Source organism: Arthrobacter subterraneus, from assembly GCF_900099735.1.
In the GTDB taxonomy this organism is placed as follows: domain Bacteria; phylum Actinomycetota; class Actinomycetes; order Actinomycetales; family Micrococcaceae; genus Arthrobacter_D; species Arthrobacter_D subterraneus.
Genome location: NZ_FNDT01000002.1, coordinates 99244 through 117077 on the forward strand (window position 1 = coordinate 99244; position 17834 = coordinate 117077).

General features: G+C 65.8%; 11 protein-coding genes and 1 tRNA gene. 8 read left to right on the plus strand and 4 right to left on the minus strand.

Annotated elements, in window-relative coordinates; all coding sequences use genetic code 11:
* The first annotated feature begins 214 nt into the window (after window positions 1-214).
* Genes gltB through pyk form a run of 3 tightly spaced genes read left to right on the plus strand, consistent with a single transcriptional unit; the run spans window position 215 to window position 7813 of the window.
* Window positions 215-4810 (plus strand): glutamate synthase large subunit, encoded by a 4596-nt coding sequence (gene gltB / locus BLS52_RS03735; protein ID WP_090584576.1) that lies wholly within the window; start codon window positions 215-217, stop codon window positions 4808-4810.
* Window positions 4803-6260 carry a glutamate synthase subunit beta gene (locus tag BLS52_RS03740; protein WP_090584577.1) on the plus strand — a complete coding sequence of 486 codons (1458 nt, stop codon included), beginning with the start codon at window positions 4803-4805 and terminating at the stop codon, window positions 6258-6260. The genes gltB and BLS52_RS03740 overlap by 8 nt, the downstream gene beginning before the upstream one ends.
* A 59-nt stretch (window positions 6261-6319) precedes the next feature.
* Entirely contained in the window at window positions 6320-7813 is a 1494-nt protein-coding gene (gene pyk / locus BLS52_RS03745) for a pyruvate kinase (RefSeq protein WP_026543667.1), read from the plus strand.
* A 141-nt stretch (window positions 7814-7954) separates the two neighbouring features.
* On the opposite strand, the gene BLS52_RS03750 is transcribed toward pyk, so the two are convergent.
* Window positions 7955-8581, minus strand: a complete 627-nt coding sequence (locus BLS52_RS03750) for an ANTAR domain-containing response regulator (protein WP_051470325.1) — start codon at window positions 8579-8581, stop codon at window positions 7955-7957.
* Between the two features lie 141 nt (window positions 8582-8722).
* Between BLS52_RS03750 and BLS52_RS03755 the strand changes: the two genes are divergently transcribed.
* Window positions 8723-8807, plus strand: a tRNA-Leu gene (locus tag BLS52_RS03755).
* Between the two features lie 68 nt (window positions 8808-8875).
* Window positions 8876-9508: a LysE family translocator gene (locus BLS52_RS03760; protein WP_090584578.1), complete on the plus strand. Its 633-nt coding sequence runs from the start codon at window positions 8876-8878 to the stop codon at window positions 9506-9508.
* An 18-nt stretch (window positions 9509-9526) separates the two neighbouring features.
* Here BLS52_RS03760 and BLS52_RS03765 read toward each other — a convergent pair whose 3' ends face one another.
* On the minus strand, window positions 9527-10009 hold the full coding sequence (locus tag BLS52_RS03765) for a hotdog fold thioesterase (RefSeq protein ID WP_026543664.1): 483 nt from the start codon (window positions 10007-10009) through the stop codon (window positions 9527-9529).
* A gap of 163 nt (window positions 10010-10172) precedes the next feature.
* Between BLS52_RS03765 and polA the strand changes: the two genes are divergently transcribed.
* The 3 genes from polA to rpsA all read left to right on the plus strand — a co-directional run bounded on the left by polA (window position 10173) and on the right by rpsA (window position 15885).
* On the plus strand, window positions 10173-12806 hold the full coding sequence (gene polA, locus BLS52_RS03770) for a DNA polymerase I (RefSeq protein WP_245702694.1): 2634 nt from the start codon (window positions 10173-10175) through the stop codon (window positions 12804-12806).
* Between the two features lie 60 nt (window positions 12807-12866).
* Window positions 12867-14180, plus strand: a complete 1314-nt coding sequence (locus tag BLS52_RS03775; protein WP_090584580.1) for a GNAT family N-acetyltransferase — start codon at window positions 12867-12869, stop codon at window positions 14178-14180.
* A 226-nt stretch (window positions 14181-14406) separates the two neighbouring features.
* A complete protein-coding gene (gene rpsA / locus BLS52_RS03780) occupies window positions 14407-15885 on the plus strand; it encodes a 30S ribosomal protein S1 (RefSeq protein WP_026543661.1) in 1479 nt (492 codons plus the stop codon).
* 110 nt (window positions 15886-15995) lie between these two features.
* Here rpsA and BLS52_RS03785 read toward each other — a convergent pair whose 3' ends face one another.
* Both BLS52_RS03785 and BLS52_RS03790 read right to left on the minus strand, forming a co-directional pair.
* Window positions 15996-17126 (minus strand): class I SAM-dependent methyltransferase, encoded by a 1131-nt coding sequence (locus BLS52_RS03785; protein WP_090584581.1) that lies wholly within the window; start codon window positions 17124-17126, stop codon window positions 15996-15998.
* A complete protein-coding gene (locus BLS52_RS03790) occupies window positions 17119-17796 on the minus strand; it encodes an IMPACT family protein (RefSeq protein ID WP_090584582.1) in 678 nt (225 codons plus the stop codon). The genes BLS52_RS03785 and BLS52_RS03790 overlap by 8 nt, the downstream gene beginning before the upstream one ends.
* Window positions 17797-17834: the final 38 nt, after the last annotated feature.

Consider the following 17834-nt stretch of genomic DNA (forward strand, 5'->3'; position numbering starts at 1 on the left):
CGGTTCATCAAGCTGGCTCACAGGCCTCGCGCAGTACCGGGATTGACCAGGCCGCACCGCCCGCACGCCATGTCCGCAAGCCATGCAGGCGTGGAGGGTGCCGGCTCTACAATGTGCACTAGGAAATGAAGCGCCTCCCTCGATGGGGACAAGCGCGCCTCGGGGCCGAAGCCGTCCCCTCCCGACGCTCCATCATGGGGGAAGGACTCTATCTATGACTGCACCCACTACCGGCATCCTGTCGGCAGAGACCCGCGCGGAATCACCGTTCACGCGCTTTGCCTCGTACCCGGAGGCATCCGGCCTGTACAGCCCGGAAAACGAGAAGGACGCCTGCGGACTGGCTGTCATTGCCACACTCCGCGGTGAACCAGGGCACGACATCGTCGACGCGGCCCTCACTGCGCTGCGCAATCTCGAACACCGGGGCGCCGTCGGCGCTGATGAGGGCACCGGCGACGGCGCGGGGCTCCTCACGCAGGTCCCGGACGAGTTCTTCCGTGCCGTCGTCGACTTCGACCTCCCGGCGCCGGGGAGCTACGCCGTCGGAACTGCGTTCCTGCCCGCCGAGGCGGGCGAAGAGGCAACGGCCCGCGCAGGGATCGAGACCCTTGCCGAGTCCGAGGGCCTGGCTGTCCTGGGCTGGCGAGAGGTTCCCGTGACGGCCGATCTGGTCGGTTCGATGGCACGGGCGTGCATGCCGCACTTCGTGCAGCTCTTCATCGCGCCCGTGGACGGTGCCACCCGGGACCTCGACGCCAAGGCGTTCCGGTTGCGCAAGCGCGCCCAGAACAAGTACGGGGTCTACTTCCCCTCGTTGTCCTCCCGGACCATGGTCTACAAGGGCATGCTGACCACGGCGCAGCTGGAGCCTTTCTACCCTGACCTCTCCGATCCGCGGTTCAAGACCAAGCTCGGAATTGTCCACTCGCGTTTCTCCACCAATACGTTCCCCTCGTGGCCTCTGGCGCAGCCCTTCCGCACCATTGCGCACAACGGCGAGATCAACACGGTCAAGGGCAACCGCAACTGGATGCGGGCACGGCAGTCGCAGCTTGCCAACCCCCTGCTAGGCGATTCGCCGGAGGAATTGTTCCCCATCTGTACGCCGGGAGCCTCGGACTCCGCCTCGTTCGATGAGGTTGCGGAACTGCTGATGCTGGCCGGGCGCCCGATCACCCACGCGATCATGATGATGATTCCGGAGGCCTGGGAAAACCACACCTCCATGGACCCCGCCCGGCGGGCCTTCTATCAGTACCACTCAATGCTGATGGAGCCCTGGGACGGCCCGGCTGCCGTGTCCTTCACCGACGGACGCCTCGTCGGAGCGGTCCTGGACCGCAACGGCCTGCGCCCTGCCCGGTACTGGGTCATGGAAGACGGACTCGTTGTCCTTGCCTCCGAGGTGGGCGTCATCGACGTCGAGCCCTCCAAGATCGTGCGCAAGGGGCGAGTGTCGCCCGGCAAGATGTTCCTCGTTGACACCGAGGACGGGCGCATCATCGAAGACCAGGAAGTCAAGGCCGAAATTGCGGCCGCGAACCCCTGGGGCGAGTGGGTCAAGGAAAACCTGATTGACCTCAAGGACCTCCCCGAGCGCGAGCACGTAGTGCACACCAAGGCGTCCATCAACCGCAGGCAGCGCACCTTCGGCTACACCCAGGAAGAACTGCGTATCCTGCTCGGCCCCATGGCCAGGGCCGGCGCGGAGCCGCTCGGCGCCATGGGTTCGGACACCCCGATCGCTGTTCTCTCAAAGCGGCCGCGGCTCCTGTTCGACTACTTCGTGCAGTCCTTCGCACAGGTCACCAACCCTCCGCTGGATGCCATCCGCGAAGAACTGGTCACCTCGATGGGCGTGACCATCGGTCCCGACGGCAACCTGCTGTCCTCCAGCCAGGTGCATTCCAAGCAGATTGCCCTCACCTTCCCGGTGATCAACAATGATGAGCTTGCGAAGATCGCCAACCTGGAGTCCGACGACGGCGACCGCCTCACCGTCCGTGTGCGCGGCCTCTACCGCGTCGACGGCGGCGAAGCCTCCCTGCGGGCGCGGCTCGCGGAGATCTGCGAGCAGGTCTCGAGCGCCATCAACCGCGGCATCCAGTATGTGGTGCTCTCCGACCGCGACTCGAACGCGCAGTGGGCGCCGATTCCATCGCTGCTGCTCACGAGCGCCGTACACCACCATCTGCTCAAGAGCGCAACCCGCACCAAGACGTCCCTGGTGGTGGAGGCCGGCGACGTCCGCGAAGTCCACCACGTCGCCGTGCTGATCGGTTACGGCGCTTCGGCCATCAACCCATACCTCGCCATGGAGAGTTGTGAGGAACTGGTCCGCAACGGGGACATCTCCGGAGTCTCTGCGGAACAGGCAGTAGCCAACCTGATCAAGGGACTCGGCAAGGGCGTCCTCAAGATCATGTCCAAGATGGGCATCTCCACGGTCAGCTCTTACTGCGGCGCCCAGACCTTCGAAGCCCTCGGTCTCGCACAGGACCTGGTGGATGAATACTTCCACGGCACGCAGACCCAGCTTGGCGGCGTCGGTCTCGACGTGGTTGCCGCTGAGGCAGCCGCCCGCCACGAGTACGCCTACCCGCAGGACGGCATCGAGGACCCGTACCGCACCCTCGACAACGGCGGCGAGTACCAGTGGCGCCGCGAGGGACCGCCGCACCTGTTCAACCCTGAGACGGTCTTCCGCCTGCAGCACGCCACGCGCGAGCGCCGCTACGACATCTTCAAGGCGTACACCAAGGGCGTCGATGACCAGTCCCGCGAGCTCATGACCCTGCGTGGCCTGCTCGGGTTCAGGGACGGGCTCCGCCAGCCGGTGCCGCTCGAGGAAGTCGAATCGGTCTCCAGCATCGTCAAGCGCTTCTCCACCGGGGCCATGAGCTACGGCTCGATCTCGCAGGAAGCGCATGAGACCCTCGCCATTGCCATGAACCGTCTCGGCGCCAAGTCGAACACGGGCGAAGGCGGCGAGGACGTGGACCGGTTGCTTGATCCCGAGCGGCGTTCGGCCATCAAGCAGGTCGCCTCCGGCCGGTTCGGGGTCACCAGCCTGTACCTGACCAACGCTGACGACATCCAGATCAAGATGGCCCAGGGTGCCAAGCCCGGCGAGGGCGGCCAGCTGATGAGCCAGAAGGTCTACCCGTGGGTGGCCCGCACCCGGCACTCCACCCCCGGCGTAGCCCTGATTTCCCCGCCGCCGCACCACGACATCTACTCGATCGAGGATCTGGCCCAGCTCATCTACGACCTGAAGCGTGCCAATACCTCGGCGCGTGTCCACGTGAAGCTGGTCTCCGAAGTGGGGATCGGCACGGTGGCGGCCGGCGTCACCAAGGCGAAGGCCGACGTCGTCCTGATTTCCGGCCACGACGGCGGAACCGGCGCCAGCCCGCTCAACTCGCTCAAGCACGCCGGTGTGCCGTGGGAGCTGGGTGTCGCTGAAACGCAGCAGACCCTCATGCTCAACGGCCTGCGCGACCGCGTGGTGGTCCAGGTGGACGGCCAGCTCAAGACCGGACGCGACGTGGTGATTGCCGCGCTGCTCGGTGGTGAGGAGTTCGGTTTTGCCACCGCGCCCCTCGTGGTGTCCGGCTGCATCATGATGCGTGTCTGTCACCTGGACACCTGCCCCGTCGGTGTCGCAACCCAGAACCCTGAGCTGCGCAGCCGCTTCACCGGCAAGCCGGAGTTCGTGGTGAACTTCTTCGAGTTCATCGCGGAGGAGGTCCGCGAACTGCTGGCGGAACTCGGCTTCCGGTCCCTGAATGAAGCGATCGGCCACAGCGAGGTGCTGGACGTCAAGCGCGCCGTCGACCACTGGAAGGCTGACGGCCTTGACCTGGATCCGATCCTGCGCGGCAACGAGTTCGGCGAGGATGCTCCGCTGCGGAACATGTTCGCCCAGAACCACGAGCTGGATCAGCACTTCGACAACAAACTGATCGACATGAGCAGCGACGCGCTCAACCACCGCGCGCCGGTCCGCATCACCCTCGACGTCGTGAACACCGACCGCTCGGTCGGCACCATGCTGGGCCACGAAGTCACCCGCAGGTTCGGCATCGAGACTTTGGCGACGGACACCATCGACGTCACACTGACCGGTCACGCCGGCCAGTCGCTCGGGGCGTTCCTCCCGGCGGGAATCACCCTGCGGCTGCTGGGAGACTCCAACGACTATGTGGGCAAGGGCCTCTCCGGCGGACGGATCATTGTGCGCCCGGACCGGGCAAACGTCTTCGCCGCGGACCGCAACGTGATCGCCGGCAACGTGATCGGCTACGGCGCAACCAGCGGCGAGATCTTCCTGCGCGGCCAGGTAGGGGAGCGGTTCCTCGTACGCAACTCCGGGGCCACGGCCGTGGTTGAAGGTATCGGCGACCACGGGTGCGAGTACATGACCGGTGGCCAGACGCTCATCCTCGGCCGCACCGGCCGCAACTTCGGCGCCGGCATGTCCGGCGGTACCGCGTACGTGCTCGATCTCGATGAGACCCGCGTGAATGTCCAGGCACTGAGCAGCGGTGAGCTGAAACTGGAGGAACTCGACGCGGAAGACATCGATATTGTCCGCCAGCTCCTCCTGAGGCACCAGGAGGAAACAGAGTCGCCCCTCGCGGCCAAACTGCTCGAAGATTTCGAGTCCACCGTGCCGCGCCTGACAAAAGTGCTGCCGCGGGACTACGCACGCGTTCTCGATACCCGGGCCGCCGCCATCGAAGAGGGCCTCGACCCCGACGGCGAAGAGGTCTGGACCAGGATTTTGGAGGTTACCGGTGGCTGATCCACGCGGATTCATGAAGGTGCGCGAGCGGCAGACGCAGCCGCGCAGGCCCGTCCCGGTCCGGATCATGGACTGGAAGGAAGTCTACGAGGCGCAGGAGAAGGGCGTCCTGAAGAGCCAGGCGGGGCGCTGCATGGACTGCGGCATTCCGTTCTGCCACCAGGGATGCCCGCTCGGCAACCTCATTCCGGAATGGAATGACCTCACCTGGCGTGACAAGGGCCGCGAGGCAATCGACCGGCTCCACGCCACGAACAACTTCCCGGAATTCACCGGCCGGTTGTGCCCCGCACCCTGCGAGGCGTCCTGCGTGCTCGGAATCAACCAGCCGCCGGTGACGATCAAGCAGGTCGAGGTCTCGATCATCGACGAGGCCTTCGACAACGACTGGGTCCATCCGCACCCGCCGGAGCGGCTCACGGGCAAGACCATCGCCGTGGTCGGTTCCGGTCCGGCAGGCCTCGCGGCCGCCCAGCAGCTGACCCGGGCGGGGCATACCGTTGCCGTCTACGAGCGGGACGACCGCATCGGCGGTCTGCTGCGCTACGGAATCCCTGATTTCAAGATGGAGAAGATCCAGCTCGACCGCCGCCTGGACCAGATGAAGGCCGAGGGCACCCGCTTCCGTGCCGGAGTGGAAGTGGGCCGGGACATCAGCTGGGACCAGCTACGCCGCCGGTACGACTCCGTGGTCATCGCCACGGGAGCAACCGTGCCGCGCGACCTGCCCATTCCCGGCCGCGAGCTCGACGGCGTGCACTTCGCCATGGAGTACCTCGTTGAGGCCAACAGGGTTGTCGCGGGCGAGGAGGTCGAGGACCAGATCCACGCCGAGGGCAAGCACGTGGTCATCCTGGGCGGCGGCGACACCGGCGCCGACTGCATCGGAACCGCGCACCGGCACAAGGCAGCCTCGGTCACCACCCTGGCGATCGGGCAGCAGCCTCCGCTCGAGCGGGCTTCGAACCAGCCGTGGCCCACCTTCCCGACGCTGTTCGAGGTTGCCAGTGCGCATGAAGAGGGCGGCGAACGCACCTACCTTGCGTCAACGGTGGAATTTGTCGGCGAGGACGGAAAGCTGACAGCTGTCCGGGTCGCCGAGACCGAGTTCGTCAACGGGAAGCGGCTGCCCAAGGCCGGCACGGAGCGGGACATTCCCGCAGACCTGGTGCTGCTGTCACTCGGCTTCACCGGGCCGGAACCGGCGGGCATCGCCGAACAGCTCGACGCAGCCTTTGACGGGCGCGGTAACGTTGAGCGTGACGGATATTACATGACCAACACGCCGGGCATCTTCGTGGCAGGCGACGCAGGACGCGGCCAGTCCCTCATCGTATGGGCGATCGCGGAGGGCCGGGCATGTGCTGCAGCGGTTGACCAGTGGCTTATGGGCCACACCAAACTGCCTGCGCCGGTGGCACCGACAGACCGCGCTCTCAACGTCCTGTAATTCCCCAGGGACGCCGGAGCGCACAGCAATCCACTACACGACACGACAGGCAAGGTTTTATGAGACGCGCAAAGATAGTGGCCACTTTCGGCCCGGCAATCGCGAGCTATGAAAACACCCTCGCAGTACTTGAGGCCGGGGTGGACGTCGCCCGCATGAACATGAGCCACGGTGACCACTCCGTGCACAACCAGACCTACGAATTCGTCCGGAAGGCGGCCGAGGAGCTTGGCCGTCCCGTCGGCATCTTCGCGGACCTCCAGGGCCCGAAGATCCGCCTGGGCCGGTTCGTTGACGGACCGCACGTACTGCTTCCCGGTGACACATTCACCATCACCACCGAGGAAGTCGAGGGAACGTCGGAGATCTGCTCCACCACCCACAAGGGACTGCCGCAGGACGTCAACGTCGGCGACACCCTCCTGATCGACGACGGCAAGGTGGCCATGCGCGCCGTGGCGGTCGATGACACCACGGTCACGGCCGAGGTAACCGTGGGCGGCGCGGTTTCCAACAACAAGGGCATCAACCTGCCCGGCGTTGCCGTCAACGTTCCCGCACTCAGCGACAAGGATGAGGAAGACCTGCGCTGGGCGATCCAGCGCGGCGTGGACATGGTGGCGTTGTCGTTCGTCCGGAACGCCGCCGACGTCGACCGGGTGCACGAGATCATGGACGAGGAAGGCCGGCGCGTACCGGTCATCGCGAAGATCGAGAAGCCCCAGGCGGTCGATGCGATTGAGGAAATCATCGATGCCTTCGACGCCATCATGGTGGCGCGTGGCGATCTCGGCGTTGAACTGCCGCTGCAGGACGTCCCCATTGTGCAGAAGCGCGCCATCGAGCTCGCACGCCGGTGGGCCAAGCCGGTCATCGTCGCCACCCAGGTGCTTGAATCGATGATCGACAACCCCCGTCCCACCCGCGCGGAAGCCTCCGACTGCGCCAACGCCGTTCTCGACGGCGCCGACGCGGTCATGCTTTCCGGGGAGACCAGCGTGGGCAAGTACCCCATCGAGACCGTGCGCACCATGGCGGACATCATCGAGTCCACGGAAAAGCACGGGCTCGACCGCGTGCCGCCGCTGGGAAGCAAGCCGAAGACGCGCGGCGGTGCCATCACGCGCGCTGCCGTGGAAATCGCCGACCAACTGGACGCGAAGTACATCTGTACCTTTACCCAGTCCGGGGATTCCGCGCGTCGCCTGTCGCGACTGCGCCCGACGAAGCCGGTCTTCGCCTTCACCCCGGTGCAGTCGACGCTCAACCAGATGTCCCTGATCTGGGGTGTCCAGCCGCTGCTGGTTGAGTACGCCGAGCACACTGACCAGATGACGGCACAGGTGGACCGCGTGCTGTTCGAGCAGAAGCTGGTGGAGCTGAACGACCTCGTGGTCATCGCCGCCGGATCCCCTCCAGGCCAGGCAGGGTCCACCAACTCGATCAAGGTTCACAAGGTCGGCGACATCGCCGATGCGGGCCAGCTTCCCCAGGGCTACACGCCCAGCAAGGAGAAGGTCGGTCCCTGGCCGGTCAAGAACAAGCACAAGTAGTCAGGCACCGCCAGTCAGGTACTGCCGAAACTGAAGGACCCCGCCACGGCGGGGTCCTTCAGTTTTTTTGCCTGGATTTTCATCCGCCGGCAGCTAAGCCGACGACGGCGGGAGACTGCCGCCGTCGTCGTCTGCGGTGGGTCAGTTGACCTGGTTGATGATGGTTTCCGCGACCTCGCGCATGCTGAGGCGCCGGTCCATGGAGGTTTTCTGGATCCAGCGGAAAGCTTCCGGCTCGGTGAGGCCCATCTTGGTGGTGAGCAGGCTCTTGGCACGCTCAACCAGCTTGCGGGTGGCGAACTGTTCCTGGAGGTCCGTGACTTCGTTTTCCAGCGCCTTGATTTCCTCATGGCGGGAGAGGGCGATTTCGATCGCGGGAACCAGATCCGCGGGGGTGAACGGCTTGACAACGTACGCCATGGCGCCGGCATCCCGGGCACGCTCCACGAGTTCCTTCTGGCTGAAAGCGGTCAGGAGGACCACAGGAGCGATGCGTGCCTTAACGATCTGTTCGGCGGCCGAGATGCCGTCCATGACGGGCATCTTCACATCCATGAGCACGAGGTCCGGCTTGTGTTCATGGGCCAGCTCAACGGCTTTCTCGCCGTTGTCTGCCTCGGCGACGACGTCGTAGCCCTCTCCGCGCAGGATCTCCACAATGTCGAGGCGAATGAGGGTTTCATCCTCAGCGACGATAACGCGCCGTGCCGGGCTCGAGTTCGCTGAGTCGCGGTTCTGGGACACTGAGGCTCCTTGGTATGCGTTCATTGATTTTTGTGCTGTGCCTGCGCGATGGCGCTGCCCGGGGGCAGCCTGCGCCGGTGCACTGCAACAGCCTATCGGCATGTAGAGTAGATTCGCGCACCCGCACGTTCATGAGTCATGGAACTCACGTCGGTGCGCCGCCCGGCCCGAATGGCGGAATTGGCAGACGCGCTGCACTCAAAATGCAGTATCGAAAGGTGTGTGGGTTCGAGTCCCACTTCGGGCACCAGCCGGCCCCGTTCGCCGTAGCGGCGACATTTTTGGGGCGAGGTGCGCCTGATGCCGTCTAATGGAGACATGTCGATCTCCTCCTACCTCGCGTTCTGCGGGTTATGCGTAGTGCTCGCGGTGACACCGGGACCGGACAGTTTCCTTATTCTCCGGTTCAGTCTGCGGAAGGTTTCCTCGGGTGTGGCGGCGTCGTTCGGGTCAGCGGTGGGTTACCTGGTCTGGGCCGTGCTTGTCGCCGTTGGCCTCGCCGCCCTCATAGAACAGTCGGCGGTTGCCTACCGCGGGCTCAAGATTCTCGGCGGGATCTACCTGGTGTACCTGGGGTTCAAGGCGATCCGCGGAGACCGGTCGGCTGGGGCGTCCGTGCCCGATAGCGCTGCGCTGGTCGGGGCGCGGCCCTGGAATTCAGGGGTCTCGGGGCTTCTGTCGACCATGCTGAATCCGAAGGTCGGCCTGTTCTTCCTCGCGGTGGTTCCGCAATTCCTGCCGCGGGACGGATCAGTCTTCGGGGTGACCATGCTCCTCGGGGCAACGCTGGGGACCATCGTGCTCATCTACCTGGCCGGACTGTGCCTTGTTGCGGCCAAAGCCAACGCCTGGTTGAACCGGCCCCGCGTCACACGAAACCTGGAGATCTCCTCCGGCGGGATCCTCGGCGTGCTGGGAATCGGAACCGCTGCCTCCGCAGCGCACGCCTGACTCCGCTTCCCCAGTTGACTAGCGCGAGTCCCGGATGAGGTTGGTGATGCGGGCAGTGGAAAGCCGCCGGCCCTCCTCATCGGTCATGACCACCTCGTGGGTGGCAAGCGTGCGGCCGAGGTGGATTGCCGTGGCGGTCCCCGTCACGAGGCCGGACGAGGCCGACCGGTGGTGGGTGGCGCCGATCTCGATCCCGACCGCATGCCTTCCCGGGCCGGCATGGATTCCGGCAGCGAAGGAGCCGAGTGTCTCGGCGAGCACCAGGTGCGCGCCGCCGTGGAGGATTCCCGCCACCTGCTGATTTCCGTCGACGGGCATGGTGGCCACCATCCGCTCCGCGCCCATCTCCCGGAAGACGATCCCCATCTTGGCGGCGAGCCGGCCGATGCCGTGGCCGCGAAGCCACTCATGCATCTCCGCCGGTACGCCCGCCTCGGTCAGTTCCGCGAGGAAGGGGTGGCCGTCGTCGGCCCCTGGGGCCGGAGTGAATTTGTCATCCATGGGAACTAGGCTGGCACCTGTGAGCCAAACAAACCAAACCGTGCAGATTGACGATCCAACCAGCGCTCAGGGCAGCGCCGGGGCCGCGGCTGAGACCGCCGCCGCACCTGCCCCGCTGGACACGCTGGAACGTTCCCGCCTGCTGGTTGTTGACGGACACTCCATGGCGTTCCGTGCGTTCTACGCACTCCCGGCCGAGAACTTCTCCACGGATACCGGCCAGCACACCAACGCGGTGTACGGGTTCACTGCCATGCTGATCAACCTGCTGCGGGACCAGAAGCCCACGCACGTCGCGGTGGCCTTCGACCTGGACACCCCCACCTTCAGGGATACCGAGTACTCCGAATACAAGGGTGGGCGCTCCCGCACGCCGGAGGAGTTCCATGGCCAGATCGACCTGATCATCAAGGTGCTTGAGGCCATGCGCATCCCGACACTGTCCATGGAAGGGTTTGAAGCCGATGACGTCCTGGCCACGCTGGCCGTCGACGCCGCAAACCGGGGCTGGGATGTCCAGGTGGTCAGCGGTGACCGTGATGTTTTCCAGCTGGTCAATGACCGTGTCACGGTTCTGTACCCCAAACAGGGCGTAACCAACATCCCGCAGATGGACGCCAAAGCGGTGGAGGAGAAGTACTTTGTTCCGCCGCACCTCTACTCGGACCTGGCCGCCCTCGTGGGAGAGACCGCCGACAACCTGCCCGGCGTGCCGGGCGTCGGCCCGAAAACGGCGGCCAAGTGGATCCTGAAATACGGGGGGCTGGACGGCATCCTGGAGAATCTAGACTCCATCGGCGGCAAGGTCGGCGGTGCCCTCCGCGAGAACATCGAGAACGTCAAGCGCAACCGGCGCCTGAACCGGCTCCTGACCGACCTGGAACTCCCTGTCAATCTTGAGGCCATGGCGGCGCAGCGCCCCGACCGTGACACCGTCGAAGACCTTTTTGATGCCCTGCAGTTCAACGTGCTGCGGAAGCGGCTCTTCGATCTGTTCGGCGAGGAGGAGCCGGACGTCCCGGGGCAGGAGATGGCACCCCCTGAGCATCAGGTCCTCACCGATGCCGCCGAATTGAAAGGCTGGTTCAACGGAACTAACCAGGCCACCGCCGCCGTCCAGGTTGTCACCCGCGCCACGAGCGGGGGAGAGGAAGCCGTCGGCGTAGCGCTGGTCACCGACACCGCGGCGATCTACGTTCCGTTCGAGGAACTGGATGCCGACGCCGAGCGCGTCGTGGGGGACTGGCTGCAGGACCTCCACGCACCCAAGGTGGTGCACGATTTCAAGGCGGCCTACAAGCTGCTCTCCGCCCGCGGTTTCACCCTTGCGGGCGAGGTGGATGACACCGCCATCTCCGGCTACCTCATCCAGCCCGACCGGCGCAGCTACGAGCTCGCTGACCTCAGCCAGGTCCACCTGAAGCTCACGCTCGCCACGTCCACGGCAGCAGCGGGCGGCCAGCAGGCACTGGCGCTGGAGGAGGAGGACGTCGCAACTCCCGCCGTTGCCGCCGCCTTCGCCGCACTGGAGCTCAGCAGGCACTTCGCGGGACAGCTGGTGGAGCGCGGCGCCAACCAGCTGCTCGCCGGGCTGGAGCTCCCGCTTTCCGAGGTGCTCGCGCGCATGGAACTGACCGGGATCAGCGTCGCCGTCGACGGACTCGACCGTCTCTATGACGATTTCTCGGCGACCATGGCAAACACCAGCGCCGAGGCATTCAGGATCATCGGCAAGGAGATCAACCTCGGCTCGCCCAAGCAGCTCCAGGCTGTGCTGTTTGACGAGCTCGCCCTCCCCAAGACCAAGAAAATCAAAACCGGTTACTCCACCGACGCGGATGCGCTCACGGATCTCATCGTGAAGACCGGACACCCGTTCCTGGAGCAGCTGCTGGCGCACCGTGACGCCTCCAAGCTCCGTCAGACGGTGGAAGGGCTCCGGAAATCAGTGGCCGACGACGGCCGGATCCACACCACCTATGTCCAGACCATCGCGGCAACCGGACGCCTGTCATCGATGAACCCCAATCTCCAGAACATTCCGATCCGCTCTGACGAAGGGCGCCGGATCCGGGAGGCATTTGTGGTCGGTCCCGGCTACGAGTGCCTGATGACCGCAGACTACTCGCAGATCGAAATGCGGATCATGGCCCACCTGTCCGGCGACGAGGGGCTGATCCAGGCCTTCAGGGAGGGAGAGGACCTCCATCGCTTCGTCGGCTCCTCCATCTTCCATGTGGCACCCGAGGACGTCACCACCGCCATGCGCTCGAAGGTCAAGGCCATGTCCTATGGGCTGGTGTACGGGCTGAGCTCCTTCGGGCTCTCGAAGCAGCTTGCGATCAGCGTCGATGAAGCCAGGACCCTGATGGGCGACTACTTCGACAGGTTCGGCGCCGTCCGGGATTACCTGCGGGGGATCGTGGAGCAGGCACGCAAGGACGGCTTCACATCAACCATCGAGGGCAGGCGCCGGTACCTGCCGGATCTGTCCAGCGACAACCGCCAGCTGCGGGAAATGGCGGAGCGGGCAGCGCTGAACGCCCCGATCCAGGGTTCGGCGGCGGACATCATCAAGAAGGCAATGCTCGGTGTCGATGACCAGCTGCGCTCCCGCGGCCTGGTCTCGAGAATGCTGCTGCAGGTGCATGATGAACTCGTGCTGGAAGTCGCTCCCGGAGAACGCGAGGAGGTTGAGCGGATCGTGCGCACCGAAATGGCGGGTGCGGCGGACCTCTCTGTTCCGCTCGATGTCTCCGTCGGCACCGGTACCAGCTGGCATGAGGCAGCGCACTAGCAGCCGCCGCGGGTGCATGGCCCACCGGTTCCCGGAGGGCTAGGCTGGGTTCTCGTGAGCATGCACACCCAGGCCGAGACCGCAGCACCGCCCATTCGCATTGAGACCTTCTCCGTCGGTCCGGACACCGACACCTCCGCGGACAGCCCGCTTGCGGCCTGGTTCGAGGGCGTGAGCTTCGGCTTCCACGAGGGGCGGCTGGAGGCGGAGGATCTGCCCAGACTCGCGGAGGCCTATGCGGCGGACGGCAGGATCCTGTGGGGCGCGTACGACGACCATCCCGGCCCGCACGCCTGGAACCCGCGCATCCCCGTGGCAACCTACGGCACCATGGTGAACTCGCTGAACGTCGGCGGCGGAAGGTTCCTCGACGCCCACCTGATCACCGCCGTCACGGTCCGGCCCACGCACCGGCGGCGGGGGCTGCTCCGCCGGATGATCACGGCGGATCTCCAGGCGGCAGCCGACCGCGGCCACGCTATTGCCGCCCTGACGGCATCGGAGGCGACCATCTATGGGCGCTTCGGTTTCGGCACAGCCACCCACACCACGTCCATCGAGGTGGATGTCAGGGAACGGTTCGCCGTCACCGCTCCGCCCTACGGGCGCATGGAGGTTGTGGAAGCGGACGCCGCCGTCGGACTGACGCAGGAGGTCTTCGCCGCATTCCATGCCCGCTCACCCGGATCGGTCGGGCGCCAGTACGCCTACGCCCGGCGCTCCGCCGGCCTGTGGGGCGAGGAGCGCCCGCAACCTGACAAGGCGCTGCGCACGGCAGTCCATTACGACGACGACGGCACACCGGACGGCTTTGTGTCCTACTCGTTCGCGGGCTGGGAGAAGACGCCGTACACAATGCGGGTGAAGGACCTGGTGGCTGCCTCGGAGGCCGCCTACCTGGAGCTGTGGCGCTACCTCGGCTCCCTCGACCTGATTGAGCGCGTCACCTTCGGCATGGCCCCCGTCGAGGACCCGCTGCCCTGGGCGCTGACCGACCGGCGCTGCCGGGTGCTGACGTCGGACGAGGACGTCCTGTGGCTGCGCATCCTTGACCCGGTAGCCGCTCTGGGCGGCCGCTCCTACCAGCACGACGGCGTCCTGACCCTCTCCGTCACGGACCCGCTCGGCCATGCTGCGGGTACCTTCGAGCTCACTGCTGCCAACGGCGCCGGTTCGGTGCGTACGCTTGACGACGGCGCTGATCCGGACATTGCGATGGATGTATCCGCCCTCGGTTCGATGTACCTCGGGGGAGTCGACGCGCGCATCCTCGCCGCCGCCGGCCGGTTGACGGAGTGTTCTCCGGGCGGGGTGGAGCGCGCCGCCCAGCTCTTCACGGCGGCGCGGGCACCGTATTGCATCACCCACTTCTGAGCAGTGCGTCCGGCGCGCCCAGCGCGCTTTGACCCGCATTGCGGCGGAACGCTAGACTAGGTAGGCATGTCCCGCGCACAGTGGGCCTTGCCGTGCGTTATCCAATATCTGAATTTCCATTTGTCCGCATCCGGGCAGTTCCTCATGGTGGTGCATAAAGTGTGTGCCTTCCCGTGCGGTCCAGCAATCCGGATCAATCCATAATCCACAACGGAGCCCCAACTACATGACCATCACCACCACCGAGAAGCCAGGTGCCCCGCAGGTCGCTATCAACGACATCGGCACCGCTGAGGACTTCCTCGCAGCCATTGACGCCACCATCAAGTACTTCAACGACGGAGATCTCGTTGAAGGAACGGTAGTCAAGGTTGACCGCGACGAAGTTCTGCTCGACATCGGTTACAAGACCGAAGGTGTCATCCCTTCCCGCGAGCTTTCCATCAAGCACGATGTCGATCCGGGGGACGTGGTCTCCGTTGGTGACGAGGTTGAAGCGCTTGTCCTCACCAAGGAAGACAAGGAAGGCCGCCTGATCCTCTCCAAGAAGCGCGCTCAGTACGAGCGCGCCTGGGGCGACATCGAGAAGGTCAAGGAAGAAGACGGCGTTGTCACCGGTACGGTCATCGAAGTTGTCAAGGGTGGCCTCATCCTCGACATCGGCCTGCGCGGCTTCCTCCCCGCTTCCCTCGTGGAGATGCGTCGTGTCCGCGACCTCGCTCCGTACATCGGCCAGCAGATCGAAGCCAAGATCATCGAGCTGGACAAGAACCGCAACAACGTTGTGCTGTCCCGCCGCGCCTGGCTGGAGCAGACGCAGTCCGAGGTCCGCTCCACCTTCCTCAACAAGCTGGAGAAGGGCCAGGTCCGTCCGGGCGTTGTGTCCTCGATCGTCAACTTCGGCGCATTCGTCGACCTTGGCGGCGTAGACGGCCTGGTTCACGTTTCCGAGCTCTCCTGGAAGCACATCGACCACCCGTCCGAGGTTGTCGAGGTTGGTCAGGAAGTCACCGTCGAGGTTCTCGAGGTTGACCTGGACCGCGAGCGCGTGTCCCTGTCGCTCAAGGCCACCCAGGAAGATCCGTGGCAGACCTTCGCCCGCACCCACGCGCTGGGCCAGGTTGTCCCCGGTAAGGTCACCAAGCTTGTTCCGTTCGGTGCGTTCGTCCGGGTCGAGGACGGCATCGAGGGTCTCGTTCACATCTCCGAGCTCGCTGTGCGCCACGTCGAGCTGGCCGAGCAGGTTGTCTCCGTTGGCGACGAGCTGTTCGTGAAGGTCATCGACATCGACCTCGAGCGCCGCCGGATCTCGCTGTCCCTCAAGCAGGCCAACGAGGGCGTCGACGCCGACAGCACCGAATTCGATCCGGCTCTCTACGGCATGGCCGCTGAGTACGACGAAGAGGGCAACTACAAGTACCCCGAGGGCTTCGATCCGGAGTCCAACGAGTGGCTTGAGGGCTACGAGACGCAGCGCGCCGCCTGGGAAGCCCAGTACGCTGAGGCCCAGTCCCGCTGGGAGTCCCACAAGAAGCAGGTTGTCCAGCACGCGTCCGACGACGCCGCTGCCGCCAATGAGCCTGCTGACTCCGGCACCACCAGCTACTCTTCGGAGCCGGCTCCTGAGGTCAACCAGGCAGGGTCCGGTACCCTCGCCTCGGATGAGGCTCTCGCCGCACTGCGTGAGAAGCTGACCGGCAACTAAGGTCGTATTCCCTCAGGAAGCCCCTGCCCACGTGAAGTGGGCGGGGGCTTCCCGCGTTAACCGGTGGTGCTGAGTGGCCGGAATGGGAGGGCACGGCCGTAATCCGGACGTCAGCCGGTGCGCGCGGACACCGTCACCGTAAATCGGGGGTTGCGCGCGACCTGCCGGGTGGGACCGACGAGCCGCTCCAGCGCACCGCGGTACTGGAGGTGGCTGTTCCAGACGGTCCACAGCTCCCCGCCCGGTGAGAGCACCCTTCCTGCCTCGGCGAAGAGTTTCAGCGCGATCCCGGCATGGACTGTGTGCCCGGAGTGGAACGGCGGATTCAGGACAATGAACCGGTCTCCATGATCCGGCCGGGCCGACAGCCCGTCGTCGCGTACGACGGCGACCCGGCCGCCGACACCGTTGGCTTCGGCGGTCGCCCTCGTCGCCGTCACCGCCGCCGCCGAGGTATCGGTGGCCGTCACTGTGATGCCCGGACGGGTCAGCGCCAGGTACGCGGCGATGGAGCCGTTCCCGCAGCCGAGGTCCACGGCCTGGCCCGCAGGACGGGCGTCGCGAAGGTGCGGCAGCAGGAACCGGGTGCCGGGATCCAGCTTCGCGCCCCCGAAAGTTGCGCCGTAGGCGCGCAGCCGCAGCGGAAGGGGGAGGCGGACGTCGTACTCCGCTTCGAGGGGGAACGGGCAGGGACCCGGCGAAAGGGAGCCCGAAGCGGTGAGCACCCGTGACTTCTGCCGGGCCAGACCTGCCGTCACCGTGTCGAAATACCGGTTCAGGACCGTTGTCATCGCAGGCGCCATGTGCTTGACCCTCCCGCCGGCCAGGACGGTGACGCCGGGGTCGGCCTCCGCAGCAATGTGCCAGGCGATCTCCTCCAGTGCCTCAAGTGACCGGGGAAGCTGCAACAGCACCAGCCGGACACCGCTGAACAGATCGGCACCAAGACCGGAGGAGGTGAACCGCCCGTCGAACCCGTTCGTGCGGGCGTTCGCAGCGAGCGCCCGCTCACCGGTCAGCGAATCCTGATGGACCCGCACGCCCTCGGCGCCCGCGTGCAGCGCTCCGAGCGTGAGCGCGCCGTGCGTGTCACCCACGACTGCCACCTGGCCGGCGGAGGAGGTCTGGAGCGCGGCGGACGCCGTGTCCAGGAGCAGCCGGTCCGTGGCGTCGACGGCGTACAGGTTGTCCGCCTCGACATCGGGCCATCGGCGCAGCGCGTCAAGGTTGAACTCAGGCACGGTCCACCCACTCGCGTCCGATGGGCAGCGCAGTCAGGGTTCCCGATGTCAGTCCGGCAATCCGGCCGGAGAAGGCCTCCACGACGGCGGGCTGATCATCGACCGCCACCGTGAGCCTTACGTGCTCCGTTTCGTACTTCACTGCCAGGACCGGAGTACCCAGAGCACGGAGTTCATTCTCAAGGCGGCCGGCCGTCGCGGGCGGCGCCAAAATCTCCAGCACCCGGCGTCGTTCCCGGATGATCACCGGTGCGCTGTCCAGCGCCTGGGAAACTGAGTCCGAGTATGCCCGCACCAACCCGCCGGCGCCCAGCAGCGTCCCGCCGAAGTAACGCACAACGATGGCAGCGATATCACTCAGGTCGGCGCGGCCGGGCGAAGACTCGCGCCTGGTGAGAGCCTCCAGCATCGGTTGCCCGGCGGTCCCGGAGGGCTCGCCGTCGTCGTTGGCACGCTGGATCTCGCGGCGGGGACCGAGGACAAATGCGCTGCAGTGGTGCCTGGCATCGGAGAACTCGCGGCGGAGCTTCCCGAGGAGGTCGCGGACCTCGTCTTCGGTCTCCACCCGCTGCAGCACCGTAATGAAGCGTGAACGCCGGATCTCCAGTTCATGGCGATGCTGACCGGCGATCGTCGTGTAGCGCGTTGCCGCAGCGGCCGTCCCAGTCACCTACCCAGTGTAGGCAAGCCGGATGGCAGCCGAGGCCC

Bases quoted from the DNA above. Each gene is read 5' to 3' on its own strand.
- gltB (WP_090584576.1), top strand. From the start codon at position 215: ATGACTGCACCCACTACCGGCATCCTGTCGGCAGAGACCCGCGCGGAA.
- pyk (WP_026543667.1), top strand. From the start codon at position 6,320: ATGAGACGCGCAAAGATAGTGGCCACTTTCGGCCCGGCAATCGCGAGC.
- BLS52_RS03750 (WP_051470325.1), bottom strand. From the start codon at position 8,581: ATGAACGCATACCAAGGAGCCTCAGTGTCCCAGAACCGCGACTCAGCG.
- BLS52_RS03760 (WP_090584578.1), top strand. From the start codon at position 8,876: ATGTCGATCTCCTCCTACCTCGCGTTCTGCGGGTTATGCGTAGTGCTC.
- BLS52_RS03765 (WP_026543664.1), bottom strand. From the start codon at position 10,009: ATGGATGACAAATTCACTCCGGCCCCAGGGGCCGACGACGGCCACCCC.
- polA (WP_245702694.1), top strand. From the start codon at position 10,173: ATGGCGTTCCGTGCGTTCTACGCACTCCCGGCCGAGAACTTCTCCACG.
- BLS52_RS03775 (WP_090584580.1), top strand. From the start codon at position 12,867: ATGCACACCCAGGCCGAGACCGCAGCACCGCCCATTCGCATTGAGACC.
- rpsA (WP_026543661.1), top strand. From the start codon at position 14,407: ATGACCATCACCACCACCGAGAAGCCAGGTGCCCCGCAGGTCGCTATC.